Annotated in this window: 22 protein-coding genes; 11 read left to right on the top strand and 11 right to left on the bottom strand. The window is 43.3% G+C overall.

Annotated features, from left to right (window positions below; all coding sequences use genetic code 11):
- Positions 1–782: 782 nt before the first annotated feature.
- Complete coding sequence (locus AC1DV1_RS06650) at positions 783–1,391, top strand: hypothetical protein (RefSeq protein WP_477356814.1); 609 nt, start codon at positions 783–785, stop codon at positions 1,389–1,391.
- A 75-nt stretch (positions 1,392–1,466) separates the two neighbouring features.
- Positions 1,467–1,898: a hypothetical protein gene (locus AC1DV1_RS06645; protein WP_477356812.1), complete on the top strand. Its 432-nt coding sequence runs from the start codon at positions 1,467–1,469 to the stop codon at positions 1,896–1,898.
- 58 nt (positions 1,899–1,956) lie between these two features.
- Here the strand turns inward: AC1DV1_RS06645 and AC1DV1_RS06640 are convergent, their stop codons facing one another.
- The 3 genes from AC1DV1_RS06640 to AC1DV1_RS06630 all read right to left on the bottom strand — a co-directional run bounded on the left by AC1DV1_RS06640 (position 1,957) and on the right by AC1DV1_RS06630 (position 3,326).
- Entirely contained in the window at positions 1,957–2,538 is a 582-nt protein-coding gene (locus tag AC1DV1_RS06640) for a Crp/Fnr family transcriptional regulator (protein ID WP_477356810.1), read from the bottom strand.
- Between the two features lie 87 nt (positions 2,539–2,625).
- The gene (locus tag AC1DV1_RS06635) at positions 2,626–2,916 is read right to left on the bottom strand and encodes an NIPSNAP family protein (RefSeq protein ID WP_477356808.1); all 291 of its coding nucleotides are present in this window, start codon (positions 2,914–2,916) and stop codon (positions 2,626–2,628) included.
- Between the two features lie 17 nt (positions 2,917–2,933).
- On the bottom strand, positions 2,934–3,326 hold the full coding sequence (locus AC1DV1_RS06630) for a DUF4267 domain-containing protein (RefSeq protein ID WP_477356806.1): 393 nt from the start codon (positions 3,324–3,326) through the stop codon (positions 2,934–2,936).
- A 32-nt stretch (positions 3,327–3,358) separates the two neighbouring features.
- Here AC1DV1_RS06630 and AC1DV1_RS06625 point away from each other — a divergent pair, with 32 nt between their 5' ends.
- The 3 genes from AC1DV1_RS06625 (at position 3,359) to AC1DV1_RS06615 (ending at position 5,934) form a co-directional block, all read left to right on the top strand.
- Positions 3,359–3,493 carry a hypothetical protein gene (locus AC1DV1_RS06625; RefSeq protein ID WP_477356804.1) on the top strand — a complete coding sequence of 45 codons (135 nt, stop codon included), beginning with the start codon at positions 3,359–3,361 and terminating at the stop codon, positions 3,491–3,493.
- A gap of 403 nt (positions 3,494–3,896) precedes the next feature.
- The gene (locus tag AC1DV1_RS06620; protein WP_477356802.1) at positions 3,897–5,015 is read left to right on the top strand and encodes a metallophosphoesterase family protein; all 1,119 of its coding nucleotides are present in this window, start codon (positions 3,897–3,899) and stop codon (positions 5,013–5,015) included.
- Between the two features lie 340 nt (positions 5,016–5,355).
- A complete protein-coding gene (locus AC1DV1_RS06615; RefSeq protein WP_477356800.1) occupies positions 5,356–5,934 on the top strand; it encodes a hypothetical protein in 579 nt (192 codons plus the stop codon).
- A gap of 139 nt (positions 5,935–6,073) precedes the next feature.
- Here AC1DV1_RS06615 and AC1DV1_RS06610 read toward each other — a convergent pair whose 3' ends face one another.
- The 3 genes from AC1DV1_RS06610 to AC1DV1_RS06600 all read right to left on the bottom strand — a co-directional run bounded on the left by AC1DV1_RS06610 (position 6,074) and on the right by AC1DV1_RS06600 (position 8,881).
- Entirely contained in the window at positions 6,074–7,102 is a 1,029-nt protein-coding gene (locus AC1DV1_RS06610) for a TolB family protein (RefSeq protein WP_477356798.1), read from the bottom strand.
- A 154-nt stretch (positions 7,103–7,256) separates the two neighbouring features.
- The gene (locus AC1DV1_RS06605; RefSeq protein ID WP_477356796.1) at positions 7,257–8,012 is read right to left on the bottom strand and encodes a molybdopterin-dependent oxidoreductase; all 756 of its coding nucleotides are present in this window, start codon (positions 8,010–8,012) and stop codon (positions 7,257–7,259) included.
- Positions 8,013–8,014: 2 nt separating this feature from the next.
- The gene (locus tag AC1DV1_RS06600) at positions 8,015–8,881 is read right to left on the bottom strand and encodes a cytochrome b/b6 domain-containing protein (RefSeq protein WP_477356793.1); all 867 of its coding nucleotides are present in this window, start codon (positions 8,879–8,881) and stop codon (positions 8,015–8,017) included.
- A gap of 343 nt (positions 8,882–9,224) precedes the next feature.
- Between AC1DV1_RS06600 and AC1DV1_RS06595 the strand changes: the two genes are divergently transcribed.
- The 5 genes from AC1DV1_RS06595 (at position 9,225) to AC1DV1_RS06575 (ending at position 11,897) form a co-directional block, all read left to right on the top strand.
- Positions 9,225–9,623, top strand: a complete 399-nt coding sequence (locus AC1DV1_RS06595) for a hypothetical protein (RefSeq protein WP_477356791.1) — start codon at positions 9,225–9,227, stop codon at positions 9,621–9,623.
- 373 nt (positions 9,624–9,996) lie between these two features.
- Positions 9,997–10,602 (top strand): DUF4304 domain-containing protein, encoded by a 606-nt coding sequence (locus AC1DV1_RS06590; RefSeq protein ID WP_477356789.1) that lies wholly within the window; start codon positions 9,997–9,999, stop codon positions 10,600–10,602.
- A gap of 260 nt (positions 10,603–10,862) precedes the next feature.
- On the top strand, positions 10,863–11,096 hold the full coding sequence (locus AC1DV1_RS06585; protein WP_477356787.1) for a hypothetical protein: 234 nt from the start codon (positions 10,863–10,865) through the stop codon (positions 11,094–11,096).
- 337 nt (positions 11,097–11,433) lie between these two features.
- Positions 11,434–11,655: a hypothetical protein gene (locus AC1DV1_RS06580; protein ID WP_477356785.1), complete on the top strand. Its 222-nt coding sequence runs from the start codon at positions 11,434–11,436 to the stop codon at positions 11,653–11,655.
- Positions 11,655–11,897 (top strand): type II toxin-antitoxin system RelE/ParE family toxin, encoded by a 243-nt coding sequence (locus tag AC1DV1_RS06575; RefSeq protein WP_477356783.1) that lies wholly within the window; start codon positions 11,655–11,657, stop codon positions 11,895–11,897. Before AC1DV1_RS06580 ends, AC1DV1_RS06575 begins: the two co-directional genes overlap by 1 nt.
- Positions 11,898–12,448: 551 nt before the next feature.
- Here AC1DV1_RS06575 and AC1DV1_RS06570 read toward each other — a convergent pair.
- From AC1DV1_RS06570 to AC1DV1_RS06550, 5 genes are all read right to left on the bottom strand, one after another.
- Positions 12,449–13,267, bottom strand: a complete 819-nt coding sequence (locus AC1DV1_RS06570) for a DUF4249 domain-containing protein (protein WP_477356781.1) — start codon at positions 13,265–13,267, stop codon at positions 12,449–12,451.
- A gap of 4 nt (positions 13,268–13,271) precedes the next feature.
- A complete protein-coding gene (locus AC1DV1_RS06565; RefSeq protein ID WP_477356779.1) occupies positions 13,272–15,938 on the bottom strand; it encodes a TonB-dependent receptor in 2,667 nt (888 codons plus the stop codon).
- 91 nt (positions 15,939–16,029) lie between these two features.
- Complete coding sequence (locus tag AC1DV1_RS06560) at positions 16,030–17,025, bottom strand: FecR family protein (protein WP_477356777.1); 996 nt, start codon at positions 17,023–17,025, stop codon at positions 16,030–16,032.
- 474 nt (positions 17,026–17,499) lie between these two features.
- Positions 17,500–17,715, bottom strand: coding sequence for a hypothetical protein (locus AC1DV1_RS06555; protein ID WP_477356775.1), 216 nt, complete (start codon positions 17,713–17,715; stop codon positions 17,500–17,502).
- A gap of 43 nt (positions 17,716–17,758) precedes the next feature.
- On the bottom strand, positions 17,759–18,364 hold the full coding sequence (locus AC1DV1_RS06550; RefSeq protein WP_477356773.1) for an RNA polymerase sigma-70 factor: 606 nt from the start codon (positions 18,362–18,364) through the stop codon (positions 17,759–17,761).
- 181 nt (positions 18,365–18,545) lie between these two features.
- Between AC1DV1_RS06550 and AC1DV1_RS06545 the strand changes: the two genes are divergently transcribed.
- Positions 18,546–18,905, top strand: coding sequence for a nuclear transport factor 2 family protein (locus AC1DV1_RS06545; RefSeq protein ID WP_477356771.1), 360 nt, complete (start codon positions 18,546–18,548; stop codon positions 18,903–18,905).
- Positions 18,906–18,980 lie beyond the last annotated feature (75 nt).

Here is an 18,980-nt window from a genome sequence, read left to right as displayed (position 1 = left end):
TTGCGGCACATCACGCTATAGTTTTCAGTGCAAATGTTTGGGTTATTTAATGAAAATAAAAAAAATAACCCAAAGGAGCACATGATATTTATACTTAAATTTTTTATAAGGAGGTTGAAAAATGCTTAATGTATTATTCGTAATAACAAACGAATATCTGCAATTATTTTTTATGATATTGACAATAATAGTTGTCGCCGTTTTGGCTTATACTTTATTGTTAATTATCCGGGCATTAAAAAAATATTTGAGGGAAGAACGGTAGGTGGCGTTTTCCTGTACCCTTGGGTTTCTGCAATGCTATTAAGTTAAAGATTTTATCCCCCGGAGGGGGAAAAGCTTTGTAGCAAAAAAGAAAAATGTAGCACCGTGCCAGAGGTACGGAACTTTAGGCATCGTTCTAAAAAAGCTTACAGATTTTAGAGTTATCCTGTGATCAATTTACGGGTGGCGTACCTCTGGCACGCAAAAACGTTAATTCGTGTGTGCTACAAAGCTTGTACTCCTCTGGAGCACCTTTGCGCGAGACCCAAAATTTAATAGTATTGGAGAGAAGGTAAATTGAGCGGCTAAACAACGACTGGCTGCCCTGCTGTGGACAAGCAAAGCTAAGGATTAAACGGGGCAATGCCTGCGGCCCGGGCTCTCCGCTCATACGCGCACATAGCCTTAGGCGCAGGCCGGTACCCGCTTCTATCCCTATTGCAGAATTTTGTTTAAAAAGAGCCCTGCCGGAAACGGTGAACAACTGAAATAATATTAACAACTACCTATATATAACGTTGGAAAATAAAGCTATTCTATTCGTCATCGTGCTATCCCTGCTTTTGCCGGGCTTTCATGTTTTGGCTGCAAAAAGCTTGGAGCGCATTTTAGGCATTACACAAACCCATACCTCCCGTAAGCCCAAACAAAAACCACAACCGCGACTTGAAGATGACCCCACGCCAACGCTAAAAAGCATTTTGCACGATGAGCTCAAAAGCTACCATGAAGTTACTAAGGTGGATACCCTGTTTTTATTGAAACGGGGCGATACCCTAAAGGTTAAATTAAGGCACTATTGTACTTACGATGGTAAAATAAACCTGCCGCCCAGGTACTTACGCATGTATGGCCTCAAAAAGTTTAAAGTGCATAACTTTATAACCGCATTGCAGGTAAAGCGGAACGGCAGGCTGATATTTAAAGGGTTTATCAAAAAGGATGATTTTTTAAGCTTACTGGATGATAGCTTAAAAAAGTATGGCGTATTGTTATCCCCAAACATCGAATTTGACCAGGACGGCCTTAATATACAGTACAGCATATCGATACCGTTAACTGATGTTGGCAGGGGTTTTACCTTGACAATTAACAAACTGGGTAATAAGACGGAGAAGGCAGATTGAGCTGATAATTCAGCCTTGGGCCGCCCTGTTGTGGGCTGAGTGGCGAACATTAGCTGAGGATCAAAAAATAATAAGATGGAAGATATCGCGGATATATATGTAGCTATTGAGTTCCCCAAAAGAAACGAAAGTATAGACACATTCACCCAAAACTATTTAAAAGGCTTTAAGGAGACTAACGGTTACTACGAATACCCGCCTTTTAGGGGTGAAACCGAATTTGAAACGGATGATTATAAATTAATGTTGTCATTTGTTTTACAAAAGGAAAAGAGCAGATTTTGTTTTTATTTTGAAAATGAGGCAAATAACGAAGCGCCCTTCGCCATGATGTTTTTTAACCAAGACGGATCGTTGTTTTTAGGCCTTGGGGTTCATGAACAGTTTGAGTCGAAATATGAACAGATGCTGAAAAACGACTTTCAATCATCCTTAATTATGTTTTGTTATAACGTTATGCCGCCAGATAATTTGGCCGAATTTAAATCGATCATAAAAGGAAAATGACAACCGTTGCTATCAGAGATTTGTGTGTCTCTAAACAATAAATTCCTGGCTTAACTAATCAGAACTGTGTAAAAATCCTTTTACGGATACGGCTGAGTGATTGTGGTTTCACCCCAACAAATGAGGCGATATGGTACTGGGAGATCCTTTGCTGCAGATCGGCATGATTTTTCAAAAAACGCTCGTAACGGAGTTCGGGTGTTTCTGCATATAATGAACTGATATCCTGCAGCATTTTTACAAAAACTGCTTCGATGGCTATCCTGCCAAAACGTTCCCCGCCACGAACATTCGCATAAAATAGTTGAAGGTCAACATGCGAGATCACAAATACAATACTGTCCTCTAAAGCCTGAATGTTTTTTGAAGAAGGGGCCTGGGGAAGAAAACTTTCATAATTACATACAAATTCATTTTCCTGGGAAAAATCATATGTTTTTTCCTCTCCGTCATGGTTAATATAAAACCGCATTAATCCCTTTGCCACAAATCCTACTTGTTTGCAAATCCGTCCTTCTTCTAAAAAATAGTCGCCCTTTTTATAAGTTTTCTCCTTAAACAAAGAGGTCACGGTATCTATCTCTTCCGGGCTCAGCGTAATCACCTTTTGTATGCTGTTCAGTAAGCTGTTTATCATCATTTGAACTGTATCAAAACCAAAAATACACAACTTGCGAACAAGTTGTGTAGCAATCCTGGTGCGGCAAAACCTATTAGCTTGCAGCCCTTAAATTTTGGTTTCTACATTAGTAATTTTGTTTCTGTCAAAATCTGCCGTATCGGCGGCAAACTCCGGGCTTTTCAAATAACGTTCGGTCATTTCATCCACATCGGCATCGTCTGGAAAAGACACGAGGGCGATAACCTGGTTGGCGATGCCAGGGGTATTGCCGATCCAAACACCTTTGACAGCGAAGCCAAACTTCGGAAGGTTTATCCTGTGCCTGGCCCAATTTGCTGTAAAGTACTGTGCGGCTGTTTCTTTATCAGCAAGCGTATAAATTCTTAATTGTTCCATGGTGTTTATTTTATTGGTTATATTGATTTAGTTTGAGGTTTTGCTGTTAATAACAGGATGCCAACAACCGAACAAATGATGGTTGCTACAATATGTGGCATCGCTTGCTGCAAACCGGTATAGCTTTTACTAAGCACAGTCAGCATATCCGAAACCGGGATGATTGTAGCCACAAATAGCATTACGCCAAGGGCACGGCGCTCCTTCATCAGGACCAGTGCGCACAACAGTATCCCGGAAAATATATCCCTTATACCTTTGATGTGATGAAAGGCGTAATCCCCATTGGCGTTAAAGCGGATGCCGAAAGCGGCTGTAGCTACTTCGGGAGAGAAAAAAAAGCGGGCTCCCAGGAATACCATTCCCAGGCCCAGTAAAAATGCAATTGCATAAGAGATTTTTGTTGTCATGATCGTTTGTTTTTAAATAATGACACAAAATTATGCCCGCCAAAGCCGGCATTCATGCACCTGGGTTAACAAATCCGATCCTGGTGCCGTCTTTTGAAATAGCCGAATCAGTAGTATATAAGCTATCTGCTTATGGCTGCACTTACGATAAGGAAAAATTGCCGTGATTAGAATTCAGCCTGTGGTGGTAGTTTGTAACTACTGCATTTTCGCTGAACATATTGCCCCCCGACATTTAATTTCATCCGGATGTTTTTGTATACGGGCGGTTCGCAATAGGGATAGCAGCGAATACCGGCCTCGCGCTTAATGCCTGAGGCCGTATAAGCGAATGAGCCCGGGCCGAAGGCATTGCCATAATTTCAAGTCAAAAAAAACACTGGCCCGGAAGAAAGTGCCGGGCAGCGGCTGCGATATTAAAGTATTACCTTCGCTATTTTAACATCATGGCCGCAGCTAAAGAATAACCATGAACTAATATTGTCCTATTCCTTTGATAATATATAAGCTTTAAGTAACTTGGCTATACCCAACACTTAAATCTGCACCCAATCACCAATTCAATTAAATATGAAAAAGCTGCTTCTATTGTTGCTTACCGCGCTGCCGCTGCCGGGCTACGCCCAAACAAAATCTATACTTGTATTATCTGATGTGCATGTTAATTTAAGCTTAGGCAATAACAACTCCTATCATTTAGATGCCGACAGTACGCTTTTTCTTTCGGCAATTAACAGTGTTGGCTCCCAAAAATTTCCCTTCATTATTTTGCCCGGCGATATGCTGTGGCACGAGAAAGGACCAGCAAAAAAACATGATACTACCATCATGAAACAAACATTTAAGTATGTGCTTGACCATTTGAAGAAATTAGATAAAAATGCGGTTATTTTACCTGCCCTGGGCAATAATGATTGCATCAACCATGATAGTTGTGACAGGGCAACCAATGCCTTGTTTTATAACGCAATGCTACGCCCGATAGACCATAACCATGCCATATACCGGGATTTTATGGCCGGTGGCTATTACAAATACAGCAAAGGTGATTGGACGTTCATTATGCTTAACACCGTGATTTTTTTAAGTTCGGCATCCGACCCGGATGGAAAGGCAAAAAAAGAATTATCATGGTTGGGCGCGGCGTTACAGGATGCTAAACGGAAGAATAAAAAAGTTTGGATGGTTTATCATGTTCCGCCCGGAATGGACAGGTACGGCAATACACCGTCATGGCACAATAACGTCGAAAACATGTATCTGGACACCATAAAGAAATATGCCCCGGTTATCAGGTTTCAATTGGCCGGACATACCCATATGGACGACTACCGGCTAATAACCAATAAAGGAAAGTTAATTTCTTACATCGATATTGCTCCGGGACTATGTTCAAGAAATGGGAACAATCCCGCTTACCAGGTTATACAATATAATAGCACGACCAAGGTTGTAAGCAAAGTGAATACTCACTACACAGATTCTTTACATCGTGACTGGCATGCCTTCGGTTTTAAAGATTTCAGTTTTAAATTCCTGATGTCGGCCTATGACGCTGGAAGCGCAGAAGGCAAGCGTTTTGTAGAGAACTATTTCACCAACAGGAAGCAAAAAACGCCAAAAGCCGGCGAGGCTGTAATAGCCTGGGACCTGCGCTTTTACCAGCAATCAACCATTAAAATAAAATAGTTTTTACAAAGCGGGGGTTGTTGGTGCATCATTTTTCCTGGACTTCGTTGGAGTTGTCTCCATAGGTGTTCGGAAGAAATAAAAAAAAGCGCAGGGAATGCGCGATTCCTTCTTTGGGGAAGGGGCAATGCTATCAAGTTAAGCGTTTTTTCGCGCAAAGATGCAGAGCCGCAAAGTGATTTACTTATTTTTTCTTGGCGTCTTTGCGCGAAACTGAAATTTTGATATTTACCTTGACTTAATAGCATTGGGGGGAAGGAAAAGGTAGGGGTTAAATCAGGCAGTAAGGATTTGGAAGCGTTTAATAAGCAAAAGAAGGCATGGCTTAATTGATATAAAAATGAAAAAGAGCTTCCTGGTAATATTACTGCTGAATATCGCGCTATCTAAAATCACTATTGCACAGTACTTTAAAGTTAAAGAATTTGAATATTCTTACGGCGAATCGCTTGTACAGGTTAAACATCACTCATTTAAAATCCAGCGTAATGGCCGGGCATATATTAACATGCATTACCCATTGGTAGTGGATAGCGGACAGTTAACCGAAAGGGATACAATTGCAATGATTGGTGAGTTATTAAGGTTTAAAGGCGATAGCAGGGTTTGCGTGTTCCCGGTAATGTGTTACGAGCCATCGTGGTCGCAGATTTTCATGGGCGAAACAAAACAGTATTCATTGCAGGTTGAGGCGTTATTTATAATTAACCAATTATATTTTAAACACCCTTTTAAATATTCCCCTTTCCCTGCGCTGGTAAATGCCGGTAATGAAACTGTATCCACAATAAAAGGCAAAGATGTTAAAGAGGCCTACAGGCAATACACAACATGGTTTAAACAAATTGAAAAAATTGGCTTGGCCAAAGCCAGGGAACAAGATTTAGTGCCGTTGCATGGTGCTGTGAAGTGGTATTAGGAGGATCCCGTTGTGCATGACAAGGGAAGTATAAAAGCAGCTAACAGCATTCAAATAATATTCCAACAGCGGATGACTGTGGACACTCCAACTCCTGGCACAATACCTGCGCTAAAAATCGGCTTTTGCAAACGTTACCCTAAAACGCTATCATTTTTTTTACGCCAACATAATAAAGGTCGAAGCCGCCTTTGCCACCCGGCCTGTTGGATGAGAAGATCATGAAATCGTTGGTAAAGCCGGGCATCGATTTTATAATTGGCCGGTATTCATCGCTGGTAGTGTTGATGGCCGGGCCAAAGTTTACCGGCGCCGACCATTTGCCGTTTACCAGTAACGAATAATACAAATCGAAGCCACCATATCCGCCGGGACGGTTCGAGGTAAAAACCATCACATTGTTAGCTATGTAAGGGCACTTGTCGTCGGCCGCCGATGATAGTATGGCATCCCTGGTGATTGTTTTTGTGGAGGCATCGTCAAGGTTGGTTATAATATCCTTGCTTTTGTCAAGGTCTGTTTGATAAATATCAAAATTGCCATCCCTGTTTGAGCAAAAATAAACCGACGAAAAATCCTGCGTAAACGAGGGGTAGGCATCATCCTTTAGCGAGTTGAGGAATTTAACGGGTTTGGGTGTGGTGTAGCTTTCCTGGTTAAGGTTTTCGGTGTATCTGATATCTAAATTGCCGCTTTGGTTGGTGGCATATAACAATATATAGCTGTTATAGCGCTTATTCATATTGGTGCTGCCCGTAAATTTCATGCCCTGGCTTATTAAATACGGCCCCAACTCATCAGCTGATGTATTGATGGTACCCATGGCATTATTCAAATTGGCGTTTTCGATAACAATATCCATCAAGCTGCTTGATGTGTTTTCGGCAACCGTTAATTTACCATCTATGCGCGATGAGTATACATCCAGCATTTTATAAATGATATCAAAATTGCCGCCGCTACTATTCCTTTTTGAGGAGAAACATAAAGGCGAGGTTGAACCAATTACAGACAGGGCGGAGTTATAATCATCAAATTCAGAATTAATATCGCCCATGTTTACAGGCGATTCGGGAAAAGTGCCGGATGTGAAGTTGAATTTATGGTCTTGTTGGCATGCCGTGAGCAGGAAGGCAAATAAAACTGGAACAAGGAATTTGTTTTTCATGGTTAGGTTTAGTTGTCGATATCAGAATAACAGCCGTAATATATCACTATATACGATAACGATGTTATGTTTATAACACCACTCTACAAATATTGCTATCGGAAAGAAAAGTGCCAAATAAGCGATATGGCATCCTAAACCAAATCCCCAAAAATCAGATGCCGGTATACCATGACCATCCTGAAGTAATATCGGGCCCCGGATCGGTGAATTTATCAGTCACCACAATGCGCTGCAAAAATTTAACGTTTTTGTAGCCCAGCTGCGTTTCTACCCTCAGGCGTAAGGGAGCGCCGTTACGTGTGGGTATGTCTTCGCCGTTCATGGTATGGGCCAGTATGGTTTGCGGATGAAATGCATCAAGCATATCAATACTTTCCGCATAATTATCGAAACCGTATAGGGCTACATAACGGGCGGTTTTTAAAATACCGGCATCTTTTAGTACAGCGCTTAGCGGTACGCCTGTCCATTCGGCAATGGCGCTCCAGCCTTCCTCGCAGGTGTGCCGGGTTATTTGCGTTCGCGCACCCAGTTTTTTGAGGTCATCCATTGAATACTTACGCGGTGTGGTCACGCAACCTTCTACAACAAGTGCAAAATCTTTAAAGTTATCAAGTTGCAGTTGCTGGTAGGCTTTGCTGTAGGCTTTTTTGCTCGACGGATCGGCGGGGTCGCCAATATCGGTTACCGGGAAACTGGTTATCTCGCTTTTTTGATACTCCATAGCCAGGGCCCGCTGCGAAAGCAGGCCGCGCTGGGCAATGTAGGTTAAATCGTCGCCCATCCGCAAAATATTGCCATAAGTGGGCGGCGCTTTTTTAAGGCAGCCCGAAAGCAAAAGCGCGCCAGCGGAGGTAAGTCCAGTTAAAATGGCCTGGCGGCGGTTCATCAGTAGTTTTCTTTTCATAGCTACCTGCCAAAAGTTATTGCCCAAATATTTCGTTTAAAGCCCGACCTGGCAACCATAACCACATGTACCAGCAAAAACAGCAACAGTAAAACCGCCGCAAAAAAGTGGATAGTGCGCGCCGATTGATGGCCGAAGAATATTTTCAGTAAAAAGGGATAAGATGCGGTAATAGCAGGCGACATGGCAAAGCCGGTTAAAATAACCAACGGAAACAGCAAAAAGATAACCGAAAGATAGGTGATCTTTTGCAATAGCCCATATTTGCCCGTGTAGTGCATGCGCCTGTGCAAATGTGCAGCAACATCGCGCCAAAGTAGCTTTAAACTAAATTCGCGGCGGTGCGGCACCAGGTTGCGCCAAAAATGCCCGCTGTAAAACCCTGCTATAAAATAGATGATGCCGGTTAACACCATGAACCAGGCGGCCAAAAAGTGCGTACTACGCCCCCAGCCGTTCTCATTAAAAATATCGTAAGTGCGGGCCGCGGTTACCTGCTGCCCGGTTACGTGTTTAAACGGTATGCTTTTATCCCAGCCGCCATGGTGGTAATTGCGGCTTATCGGGAGCTCAAACAATGCCGGGGTAAGGTCGTTACCTGCCTTGCCCCAGTAAAGCCTGGGGTGCGACATCAGGATAACAAAACCGCTAACCGTAAGCGCCAAAAAACTTAGGGTGATGATAAAGTGCGCACCTTTAACCAATGGTTTGTGTGATACAACTTCGGTTTTAGTGCTTTGCGATAAGTTCATTCCTGCGGCGGTAATAACTACGTTTATATAAACAGAATAAATATAAAGGTATTGGTTGAAAATATCAAAAAAAAGAGGGATTTGCCACAGGGTAAATGCATCTGATTGGGTTAACATAACTTAACACATTTCAAATAAAATATTTACAAGTAATTGATAATGAATATTTTATATTTTATCATGGTTAACACTAAATTGATTGCCTTCGCTGCCTCCTCCTGGCTTGTGCGTGCGCTGATAGGTAATGCTATGCTAAGTAATAAATATGCAACTCCCGGATATTTTAATTTCATCCGGGAGTTTTTGTATTTTTAAACGGGGCATAAGAGTAATACGAAAGCATTAAGGTTAACAACAAGCATTGTTGATTGTCCTAAATGCGTGGTGTGTACTTAGCACATGGGGCGCACAAGCCAGGAGGTTTGCGGCGGGGAGAAACCCTTTTTAACTTTTGGTAATTATGAGCAAAATAACAGGCATAGAAAAAGTTACAAATACCTACATCAATTGGAAACCCTCTGACGTGGCTTTTATTAAATATGTTGAATGGTCAGGTGAAAAATTGTCGCTGTTTGTTTATAGCCAATTGAGAAATCGTGGATTTGGATGGCCCGATTTGGCAAAAGACTTTTTTGAAATTTCAATGCATTTCTATAACGTCTCAAATTTCAAACTTGAATTTCTGGATAGTAACCTTGCACAAGTTTCGGGTTTTGATATTGTGGATATTTCGACAAATGGTCGGGAAAAGAAGAATTTTCAAATTGAAGATTATGAAAATGGAATAATTAGTTTTACCTGTGAATATATTGAAATAGAGATAGTGTCTCCGCCGGTTAAATTATATTTAAATAGCTGAGCTGTGATATTAATATTAGCTTCCTCAACTGGCGCACGCCCAGTTGTCCGTATTAAATGTCTCTTCGAATCACTATGCTTGTAGGTTTCAACTATTGCCTTTTTACTAAATAAATATACGGACTTCCGGATGTTTAATTTCATCCGGGAGTTTTGTATTTTAAACGGGTCATAAGAGTAATACTAAAGCATTAAGTTTACAACAAACATTGTTGATTGTCCTAAATACATGGCGTGTACTTAGCATGTGGGCGTACAAGCCAGTAGGCAGCGGGGCTTGTTAACTTCCTTTGCGAAGATTAAAAGATACTTGGCTTGAGGTAAATGGCTATTCTGTACAGTTAGTTATAAAACCTGCAAATTGGTAGAATAAAATGGACATATTTGAAGAACTTATCAAAGCATTAACGCCCATATTGAAGCCAATGGGGTTTAGTAAAAAAGGGAATAGCTTTTACTTAGAGGCGGGTAAGAATTATGGGGTTGTAAACTTTCAAAAAAGCAGGGAAAGCACGAAAGATGTAGTGAAATTTACAATCAATTTTGGCATCTATTCCGATGTTTTGGGCCAATTACAATATGGCTTTAATAGTACAGCAAAACCAGAAGTTGAACGGTGTCATTGGCAAGCAAGGGTTGGTATTTTTATGCCAGGTATCCCTGATTAYTGGTGGAATGTCAGTACATCAGGCAACCTGAGCGGCATTACTTCTAATGTAATGGGAACTGTTCAAAGTATTATGGTGCCTGAAATAAATAAACGCTTATCCGATGACGGCTTAATAAACAGTTGGATGAATGAGAGCTATGCCGGCACTACAGAAATAGGCAGGTTTAAATATCTAACCACACTCTTAAAGTCAAAAGGAGATTTTGATACTTTAAACCAAGTCGTTGAGACATTTATGCAGCAATCAAAGGGAAAGCCAAATACCAGCAGGGCGATAGAACATCTAAAAGAAATAGAATATAGTAAGTAACGATAAAGTCCCCAGCTGTCCTTAGTCACCCCCTGATAGGTAAACGCTATGCTAAGTAATGAATATGCAACACCCGGATGTTTAATTTTCGTCCGCGAGTTTTTGTATTTTTAGATTAAAGTAATGGGATGTAGATAACTTAAAACGACGATCTGTCCTAAAGGCACGGCGTATACTTTGCATATAGGCTGCTGGAGCGAGCTATTGATGTTGTTACGAGATAAGTAATTCAGTAGGAAAAGCTGGCTTTGATAATTAATATGGAACAAATAATTTATATTCAGCTACTTGAAGAGGGTACTAAGGTATATAGGCCAATAAAAGCGATTGAGATTACACAGAATCTTTATACAATATTAGAAAGCAATGAGTGCGATACAGAGGATGAGGTTTGGGAGTTCCTTTCCGGATCAAACGTCATCGTTGAAGAAAAAATACTAAGTGGAAAATCAGTGTTGGTCGCGATTAAAGCTGTAGACCCCGGCTGTCTGTAATCTACCGCTGTTCTATTTTTCGACTTCGAACGGCTATGCTCGTAGTTTGTAACTACCATATTTCACCCAACCGCAGCACGGATTCTGCTAAGTAATGAATATGCAGCTCCCGGATATTTAAATTTCATCCGGGAGTTTTGTATTTTTAAACGGGGCATAAGAGTAACACGAAAGCATTAAGGTTAACAACAAGCATTGTTGATTGTCCTAAATGCGTGGTGTGTACTTAGCATGTGGGTCACCCCGATTAACCATCGGCGCGGAGGTTACAAACCCCGACCGGATAAATATTAATCGACGATTTTTCAACTCAAGTACAATTTCTTATATTTGTTATATGACCATCGTAGTTAACCCCCATAATCCACAGGAAGAACAGGCCTTACTGGCATTTCTGGATAATATGAAGTACGACTATAGCCGGGAAGATGAAACTTTTATTTTGTCTGAAGCTCAGCAAAAGGACATATTGGCACGCGACAGGGAGTACGAATCCGGAGACACCGAAACTTATTCAATCGATGAGATCATAGCTCACTTCAACATCAAAGAAAAATAGTGTACCATCTGCAGGTTCTTCGCAAAGCGAGGGAAGACATGCAAAAATCTGCCGAATGGTATGAAGAACAACAAGCCGGGCTTGGCGACAGGTTTCTGCTCAAAGTGATTAGTACATTCAGATCGATTGAAAATAACCCTTTACATTACCAGGAAAGATTTTCAAAAAAATTCAGACTCGCCAAAGTACACGATTTTCCATTTGTAATTGTTTTCAAAATTAAAAGCAATTGGTTGTTGTGAATTCGGTATTTCATACCAGCCGAAATCCTAAACGGTTTGTTTAGAAAACATTAAATCTGCGTTGTTGTTGCTTTGTTTCTTAATAAGCTGTTATTTCCATTGGCCCTGATTTTCAATTCAGGATCAAGTAACAAAGGATTTGAAGCCCAGTTGTCCGTAGTCTACCCTGCTGTCCATAGTCTTCCGTTGTTCAAATGTCTCCGACTTTCGAACGGCTATGCCTGTAGTTTATAACTACAGTGTTTTCGCTGTATGCCAAGTAATAAATACGCAACACCCGGATGTACAATTGCATCCGGGTGTTTTTATATACCCACAGCTCGCGTTAAGGATTGCAGTGAAAAGCCCACAGCGTGTGTAGGCCGGGGCGGCCAAGGAAAAGCGAGGACTTGTAACGAAACCCTGACCGCCGCTTCTACCAGCGGGGGAACGCTCTGTTAAGTCAAAAGTAAAAATTCAAAAGTCAAAAAATTGTTGCGAGTGGTTTGTCGGTGTGTTTTGGCAGTGCTAAACATCAATAGTTTTGAGCCGGCTCCCCCACCCTGCGCCCATTACGGCGCGGTTAGTGTTTTCCTTGAAATTGGGTGTACGCTGAAATAGCCCAACGCGCCGCCGGTAACGTTGCTAAGTGGGTTGGCCGGTGCGGCGTTATTGCCATCGCCGGTGGCGCCGGCTGTAAGGCTAAAAAAGTATTTGTACACGGCCGGGTCTATGCTTTGCATCTCGATGGTTACCTGGTTGCCCGGGCGGATGTCGCGGGCCGGGTCGTCGTTATTGTTGTCGAAATTAAGGCGGGTGTTTACTTCCTGGCCGTTGGTAAATTCATCGTTATCCAGCAGTACCGATTCTTCTTTGCGGTTGTTTACATATTGCACAAAACGGTAGTAGTTTTTGGTAGCCACGGGGTCGTGGTATTTCACGGTTACAAATTTACGGATGCTACCATCCTTGTTGTTGCCAAAGTCGCTTTTTACCAGGTAAATGCTATCCAGTGGTACCAGTGCGGGCATGGCACAGGTTGATGCGAATGTTTTGCCCGCAACCAGCACATTCAGTTTATAAATATGGCCGTAGGCCCCTGTCAGGGTGCTGTTTTTATAAATACCGCCGCCCGATGCGGTAAGCGGGTACACGGTATTATCGTCGGTAATGGTTACCTGTGCGCCATCAATACCTACTATATCGTTATTATCGGTAAAGTTTTTGGTTTGGCTCAGGGTTACTTTGCACCCGCCGGTTTCGTTGGTGAGCATGCCTTCAACAACGTATTGGGGCGTGGTATCTTTCAGTGTCAGGTTAATAGCCTTTTCGCACGAGCATAGCGCTATGGCAAACAGGGCGGGTATCATATATTTTATAGTGGTGTGCATACAATTAAAATTTAAAGTTATAGGTAATGGAAGGCACAAAAGTGAACAGGGTTGTCCTCACGGCTTCGGTGCGGCTGGCATCGTCTTTATTATTGCGGAAATAAATGCGGTAGGCATTGTGGTTGCCCAGGGCATTGTACAGGCTAAAAGTTAAATCCGACTCAAATTTACTGCTCTTTTTTAGCTGGCGGGTTGCGCCAAGGTCAAGCCTGTTATAGGCCGGCATCCTGTCGGCATTCCGGCTGGTATAGTAGTAATAATTAGCCCCATCTACCTGGTACTTGCCATTGGGGAAGGTTACGGCATCGCCGGTGTAGTATATAAAATTGGCCGATAGGGTCCACTTTTCGGTGGCTTTGTACATGGCTACAATGGCCACGTCATGCGTGCGGTCTTGCCGGGCATTGTACCACTGGTTGTTGTTAATGCCATCAATCTGTCGTTCGGTTTTGGCCAGGGTATAGCTTATCCAGCCGGTTAAGCGGCCGGTTTTCTTTTTAAGCAGCAGCTCGGCGCCATAAGCGCGGCCTTTGCCATAAAGCAGTTGGGTTTCAATAGGCTGGTTGGTAAAAATATTGGCCCCGTTACGGTAATCAACCTGGTTTTGCAGCCTTTTATAGTAGGTTTCAAACGTGAACTCATATTTATGGTCGCTAAAATCGCGGTAATAGCCTACCGAAAACTGGTCGGCCAGTTCGGGTTTAATAATGTTGGTGCTGGCCACCCATTTATCCGTTGGCGAACCCGAGTTGGAGTTGGAAATAAGGTGCAAATTTTGCGCATTACGTGCATACGATGCCTTTACCGAACTATAGTCATTCAATGAATAGGCTGCCGCGATGCGTGGCTCGGGGTTAACATAGGTTTTAACCGCCTGCCCTGTGGAGTAGTGTTTTGTGCCTGTGATATTGCCATCGGCATCAAGGGTATAATAATCGCCCTGCCCCAGGATGGTAAAGGCCGACAGGCGTACACCATAAGTAAAGTTAAAACGATCAGATGCTTTCCAGGTATTGGTAGCATACAGCGAATTTTCGAACGCGTACCTGTTTTGCAGGCTTTGCGATATAATGCCTGAGTTGCCTGTCGATGATATTTCGCCGGGCTTAATGGTATGGTAAATGGCGTTAAAGCCAAAGCTGATGGTGTTTTTATCGCCGGCATAGTATTGCAGGTCTTCCTTCAGGTTAAGGTCTTTTATCTGCGAGAAAATCTGGAACTGGTTTACATCTTCTTTAATATTGATCTTATAATCATAGTCGCTGTAAATAACCGAAGTGTTTGAAAATAACTGGCTGTTAAAAATGTGGTTCCAGCGGAGGGTGCCAGTTGTATTGCCCCAGTTAATGCCTGCTATATCGCTGGCCTTTAGCACATCTTTGCCAAAATATCCGGATAGAAAAATCCTGTCCTTATCGCCCAGGATATAATTGGCCTTGGCGTTGATATCATAAAAATACAGCTGGCTTTTTTTGGCGATAGAATCTTTGGAGAAAGCCAGGAAAGCATCCGCATAAGTACGGCGGGCCGAGATAAGGAACGACGATTTGTTTTTTTGAATAGGGCCTTCCACATTAATCCGGGCGGCTATCAGCCCAACGCCGCCGCTTACGCCAAGCTTTTGGTTATTGCCCTCGTTCATTTTAATATCCAGCACGGATGATAGCCTGCCGCCGTATTGGGCCGGCATATCGCCTTTATAAATGCTGATGTTTTTAATGGCATCGGAGTTAAAGGTTGAAAAGAACCCCAGCAAATGCGAGGCATTGTAAACTGGCGCTTCATCCAGTAGTATCAGGTTTTGATCAGATGCGCCGCCGCGCACATAAAAGCCGCCACTGCCTTCGCCGGCCGATTTGATGCCCGGCAGCAGCTGTATGGTTTTAATGATATCGCGTTCGCCCAGCAAAACCGGGATGTTTTTAGTTTCCTGAACGCTTAAATGTTCAACCCCCATTTGCGGGCTGGCCAAATCGCGGGTGCCGGGTGCTTTGGCGCTGATGGTAACCTCCYGCAGGGCCTGTTCGTTATTATCCATGCTGATGTTGAGCTGCTGGTTGGCTGCCAGGTCTACCTGCACAAAAGCGCTTTTTTGACCAACAGCACTGATGGCCAGCTGATGGCTGCCGGCGGGCAGGGTAATAGAATAAAAGCCGTATTCGTTACTCGAGGTGCCCTGGCTGGCATCGGGCACCCTGATGGTAGCGCCAATAATGGTTTCGCCGCTTTGTTTTGATTTAACGGTACCGCTTAGGGTGAATTTGCCGCCTGCCACGGCGGCCGGCAACTTTTTTATTTTGGCCGCATCATATTTAATCATAACGTCCTTGTCCAACACCGAAAAGCTGAAGGGGGCCGATGCAAAAGCCTGCTTTAATACATCGCCCAAAGGCTGTTGTTTGGCATCGATGCTGATTTTTGCCGGGCTTTGGGCAACGGTTTGGTTATAGGTAAACCTAACACCACAGGCGGCGGTTATTTTATCTAAGGCCTGTTTAACAGGTTCATTATTTATGCTGATAGTCAAAGCTTTATCCAATGGGCCTTGCGCGTAAACCTGTTGGCTTGCTATCAATAAAACGATGGCGCAAAGTAACGTTCGGAACAGGATAGGTATTTGCAGTACAGCGCAAATCAACATGGATAACCATGTGGGTTTGGTTTTATTCATTTGTGTAGTTTTTTTAAATGTGGGTAAGCCGGTAAAAAGCTTACGTGGTTTGAGTTGATTTTCATGCCCGGTAATTAGCCGGGCCAAAAGGTTAATGTTTAGCTATAGTTTCCCGGATGTAATACTGGTTGCCCGCTTTTTGCCAGCGGGTGTTGTCCATTACGGTACAAAGCACATCAAGCTCGGTGCCGATAAGGCGTGTGGTGTTTAAGTGTCCGTAGTATAAACTATTGGCTATGCGCGGGTCGACGTTTATATGTACGCCATACTGCCTGCCAAGCTCATCGGCAACGGTTTGCATTGATGCACCTTCAAAATCATAATTACCATTGCGCTGGCCAAGGAATTTTGCGGCATCGGGATAGCTTTCTTTTAGCAGCAAGCCGTCAGTTTTGTTGAATACCGCCCGTTGCCTGGCCGTCATGATTTGCCGCTGGTTTTTGCCACTTGCCGATGTGAGCACGCCCACCTTCCCGCTTACTACGGTAACTTCGGCCGTTTTTGCATCGGCGTAAGCCCTTACGTTAAAGCTGGTACCCAACACCACGGTTTTGATGGCACCGGATTGAATAACAAAGGGATGCGCGGCATCGTGCTTTACATCAAAAAAGGCTTCACCATCTAACTTTACCAAACGCTGTGCGCCCCTGAAATTATCCGGGTAGCTAATGTGGGTCGACGGGCTTAGCCACACCAGGGTTCCATCGGGCAAACTGATTTGCCTGTGCTGGCCTGCTTGGCTCAATAAATCCACCTGTTTTACCGGGTCGACAATATCCAGGATAGCGTTTCTGTAAAAGGCGGCAAAGGCAACCAATAGCACTATAGCCGCTGCAGCAGCTATGTTGCGCCATAAAGTAACAACCTTACGTTTTGGTTGCGCAGGCGCTTCCATTTGCGATGCGATACGATTAAAAATGCTATCCTTAAGGTCATTGATGCCGGAGTGCCTGCTGCCCGCAAGCAACACTTCTTCATCATTAAACCCCTGGTACCATTGCTCAAACCAGGCCATTTCTTCGGGGGTAATGGTGCCGTTTTCAAGCTTATGGGCAAGCTCTTTAATATCGTAGGTGTTGTTTTCCATCGTAAAATATATCTACCTTTTGTACATATAGTCAACGGCGGGGCCGGATACCCTTAGTGGGAAATGAAATTTATTTTGAAGGGGAGGGGGTAAGTTAAGGGAATATGAGGGGTTTGATTTCGCGCAAAGATTGCTAAGGCGCTGCCTAAAAATAAAGAAACAGGCTGTCATGGTTTCGTATTTACCTATCGCGTATTGGAATTTACCYAAACGTCCGCTTGAACGCTGGCTAAGACTCACCCGGTCGAGGCTACGCCCGACCACCCCCTCTTCACCTACGGTGGAAAGAGGGCTTTTGTTTTAATTGCTTGACAATTAGTTATTTATGTAGTTATAATTTCCAAAACCCTCTTTCCGGCGAAGCCGAGCAAGGTCGCCCCGATGCATCGGGGGCGGGGTGAGTGGTAGCCGCTATGCGATATACGTCAGTGCCCCTTCAGCGTTTTGCGAAGTTTTATCCCTTGCACGGGACATTTAAGAAACAAGCTTTTTGGATGCTGTCTCCCAATCCAACAGTAGATCAGGGTTTGCGTCAGATTTGCTTTTCCTGTCCTTAACTAATTTTTGATGTTCAAATGGAATAGCCATATCGTCCTTCCAAATCATCTCATTGAGTTCGAGTTTTTCGGACGGTGACAATTGCTTTACAGCATCCATCAATTGTTTGAGTGATAATTCTATAGCTATCATAAATCAAAAATAATCATTAAAATATTAAAATCATTGCCAAGCTCTACAAAAAACGATCTGCATTCAGTAATATGAAAGCCAGTACGGGTGCCGATACGCCCAGCGTTTCCCTTAATTCGCGCAGGGCTTTGCTCATGTGTGCTTCTACCGTTTTTTGCGATATGTTCAGTTCGGCGGCAATTTCGGCGTAGGTTTTATTTTCGTCGCGGCTGAGCAGGAAAACAATGCGGCATTTTTCGGGGAGCTGGCTGATGGTTTTCTCTAACAGTTGCCGCAATTCTTTTTCATACAGCCAGTCGGCAGTGCTATCGGCAACAATTGGCGATGTCATGGTAAGTTCATCGTGCTGCAATTGCCTGCGGTATTGTTTGGCCAGGTGGTTAATCACTTTATATTTTACGGCAACAGCAAGGTAAGTAGCCACCGTATGTGTAAGCTGTAGTGTAGCCCGCCGCTGCCAGATACTTAAAAACACTTCCTGTACCACTTCTTCGGCCTCGTGCTCGTCGTCAAGGCGGTGCAGGGCAACGGCATAGGTTTTATCCCAGTAACGATTGTACAGTTCGGTAAATGCACCGCGGTCGTCCGTCCTGATCAAATCCAGGAGCTGCTGATCAGTATAGGGCTTAGTGAGGGTCAAAATGGGCATGTTTTACGCATAGGATGCCCCAATTTGTTATTGGGTGATGTATTGATAGGACGAAGTTAAACGGCTAAAGTTACACTAAACGCAAATAATGGTAATTTTATATGCGTTAGTAAAAAGAAATGTAGCGCCCGGCCTTTGCTTTTGGGGCAACCCTTTATTTTAAACTTTTTGAATATAAACAATGATAGACCAACAATTTGCAGCCCGTTTTGCCGCCGAATGGATAACCTGCTGGAACAAGCAGGATTTAGATACGCTGATGGCACACTACACCGATGATTTTAGCATTCAAACACCCTACGCCCTGAAAATATACCCCCATTGCGGCGGCATCATAGCGGGCAAAAGCAACGTGAGGCTGTACTGGGAAACCGCCCTGAGCAAACTGCCTAACCTGCATTTCGAGCTGTTGGAAGTACTTACCGGCGTAAACAGCATCAGCATTTATTACCACAATACAGATAGCGGCAAAAATGCCGTGGAAAATTTATTTTTTAATGGTGATGGTATGGTGGATAAGGTTATTGTGATGTATAATTGAATGCGTATTAACTGATAAAAAAAACTGTCACTGTGTGTCGTTCGGGCTCAACCAAACCCCACAGTTATGCCTAAA

The organism is Mucilaginibacter sp. P4_D1, from assembly GCF_056401935.1.
The sequence above is the reverse complement of the archived record's forward strand: the minus strand, read 5'-3'. Positions and strand labels throughout refer to the sequence as shown.

Bases quoted from the DNA above. Each gene is read 5' to 3' on its own strand.
- AC1DV1_RS06615 (WP_477356800.1), top strand. From the start codon at position 5,356: ATGAAAAAGAGCTTCCTGGTAATATTACTGCTGAATATCGCGCTATCT.
- AC1DV1_RS06625 (WP_477356804.1), top strand. From the start codon at position 3,359: ATGCCCGCCAAAGCCGGCATTCATGCACCTGGGTTAACAAATCCGATC.
- AC1DV1_RS06630 (WP_477356806.1), bottom strand. From the start codon at position 3,326: ATGACAACAAAAATCTCTTATGCAATTGCATTTTTACTGGGCCTGGGA.
- AC1DV1_RS06555 (WP_477356775.1), bottom strand. From the start codon at position 17,715: ATGATAGCTATAGAATTATCACTCAAACAATTGATGGATGCTGTAAAG.
- AC1DV1_RS06635 (WP_477356808.1), bottom strand. From the start codon at position 2,916: ATGGAACAATTAAGAATTTATACGCTTGCTGATAAAGAAACAGCCGCA.
- AC1DV1_RS06640 (WP_477356810.1), bottom strand. From the start codon at position 2,538: ATGATGATAAACAGCTTACTGAACAGCATACAAAAGGTGATTACGCTG.
- AC1DV1_RS06570 (WP_477356781.1), bottom strand. From the start codon at position 13,267: ATGCACACCACTATAAAATATATGATACCCGCCCTGTTTGCCATAGCG.
- AC1DV1_RS06585 (WP_477356787.1), top strand. From the start codon at position 10,863: ATGGAACAAATAATTTATATTCAGCTACTTGAAGAGGGTACTAAGGTA.
- AC1DV1_RS06560 (WP_477356777.1), bottom strand. From the start codon at position 17,025: ATGGAAAACAACACCTACGATATTAAAGAGCTTGCCCATAAGCTTGAA.
- AC1DV1_RS06580 (WP_477356785.1), top strand. From the start codon at position 11,434: ATGACCATCGTAGTTAACCCCCATAATCCACAGGAAGAACAGGCCTTA.
- AC1DV1_RS06610 (WP_477356798.1), bottom strand. From the start codon at position 7,102: ATGAAAAACAAATTCCTTGTTCCAGTTTTATTTGCCTTCCTGCTCACG.
- AC1DV1_RS06550 (WP_477356773.1), bottom strand. From the start codon at position 18,364: ATGCCCATTTTGACCCTCACTAAGCCCTATACTGATCAGCAGCTCCTG.
- AC1DV1_RS06595 (WP_477356791.1), top strand. From the start codon at position 9,225: ATGAGCAAAATAACAGGCATAGAAAAAGTTACAAATACCTACATCAAT.
- AC1DV1_RS06545 (WP_477356771.1), top strand. From the start codon at position 18,546: ATGATAGACCAACAATTTGCAGCCCGTTTTGCCGCCGAATGGATAACC.
- AC1DV1_RS06600 (WP_477356793.1), bottom strand. From the start codon at position 8,881: ATGTTAACCCAATCAGATGCATTTACCCTGTGGCAAATCCCTCTTTTT.
- AC1DV1_RS06605 (WP_477356796.1), bottom strand. From the start codon at position 8,012: ATGAAAAGAAAACTACTGATGAACCGCCGCCAGGCCATTTTAACTGGA.
- AC1DV1_RS06620 (WP_477356802.1), top strand. From the start codon at position 3,897: ATGAAAAAGCTGCTTCTATTGTTGCTTACCGCGCTGCCGCTGCCGGGC.
- AC1DV1_RS06645 (WP_477356812.1), top strand. From the start codon at position 1,467: ATGGAAGATATCGCGGATATATATGTAGCTATTGAGTTCCCCAAAAGA.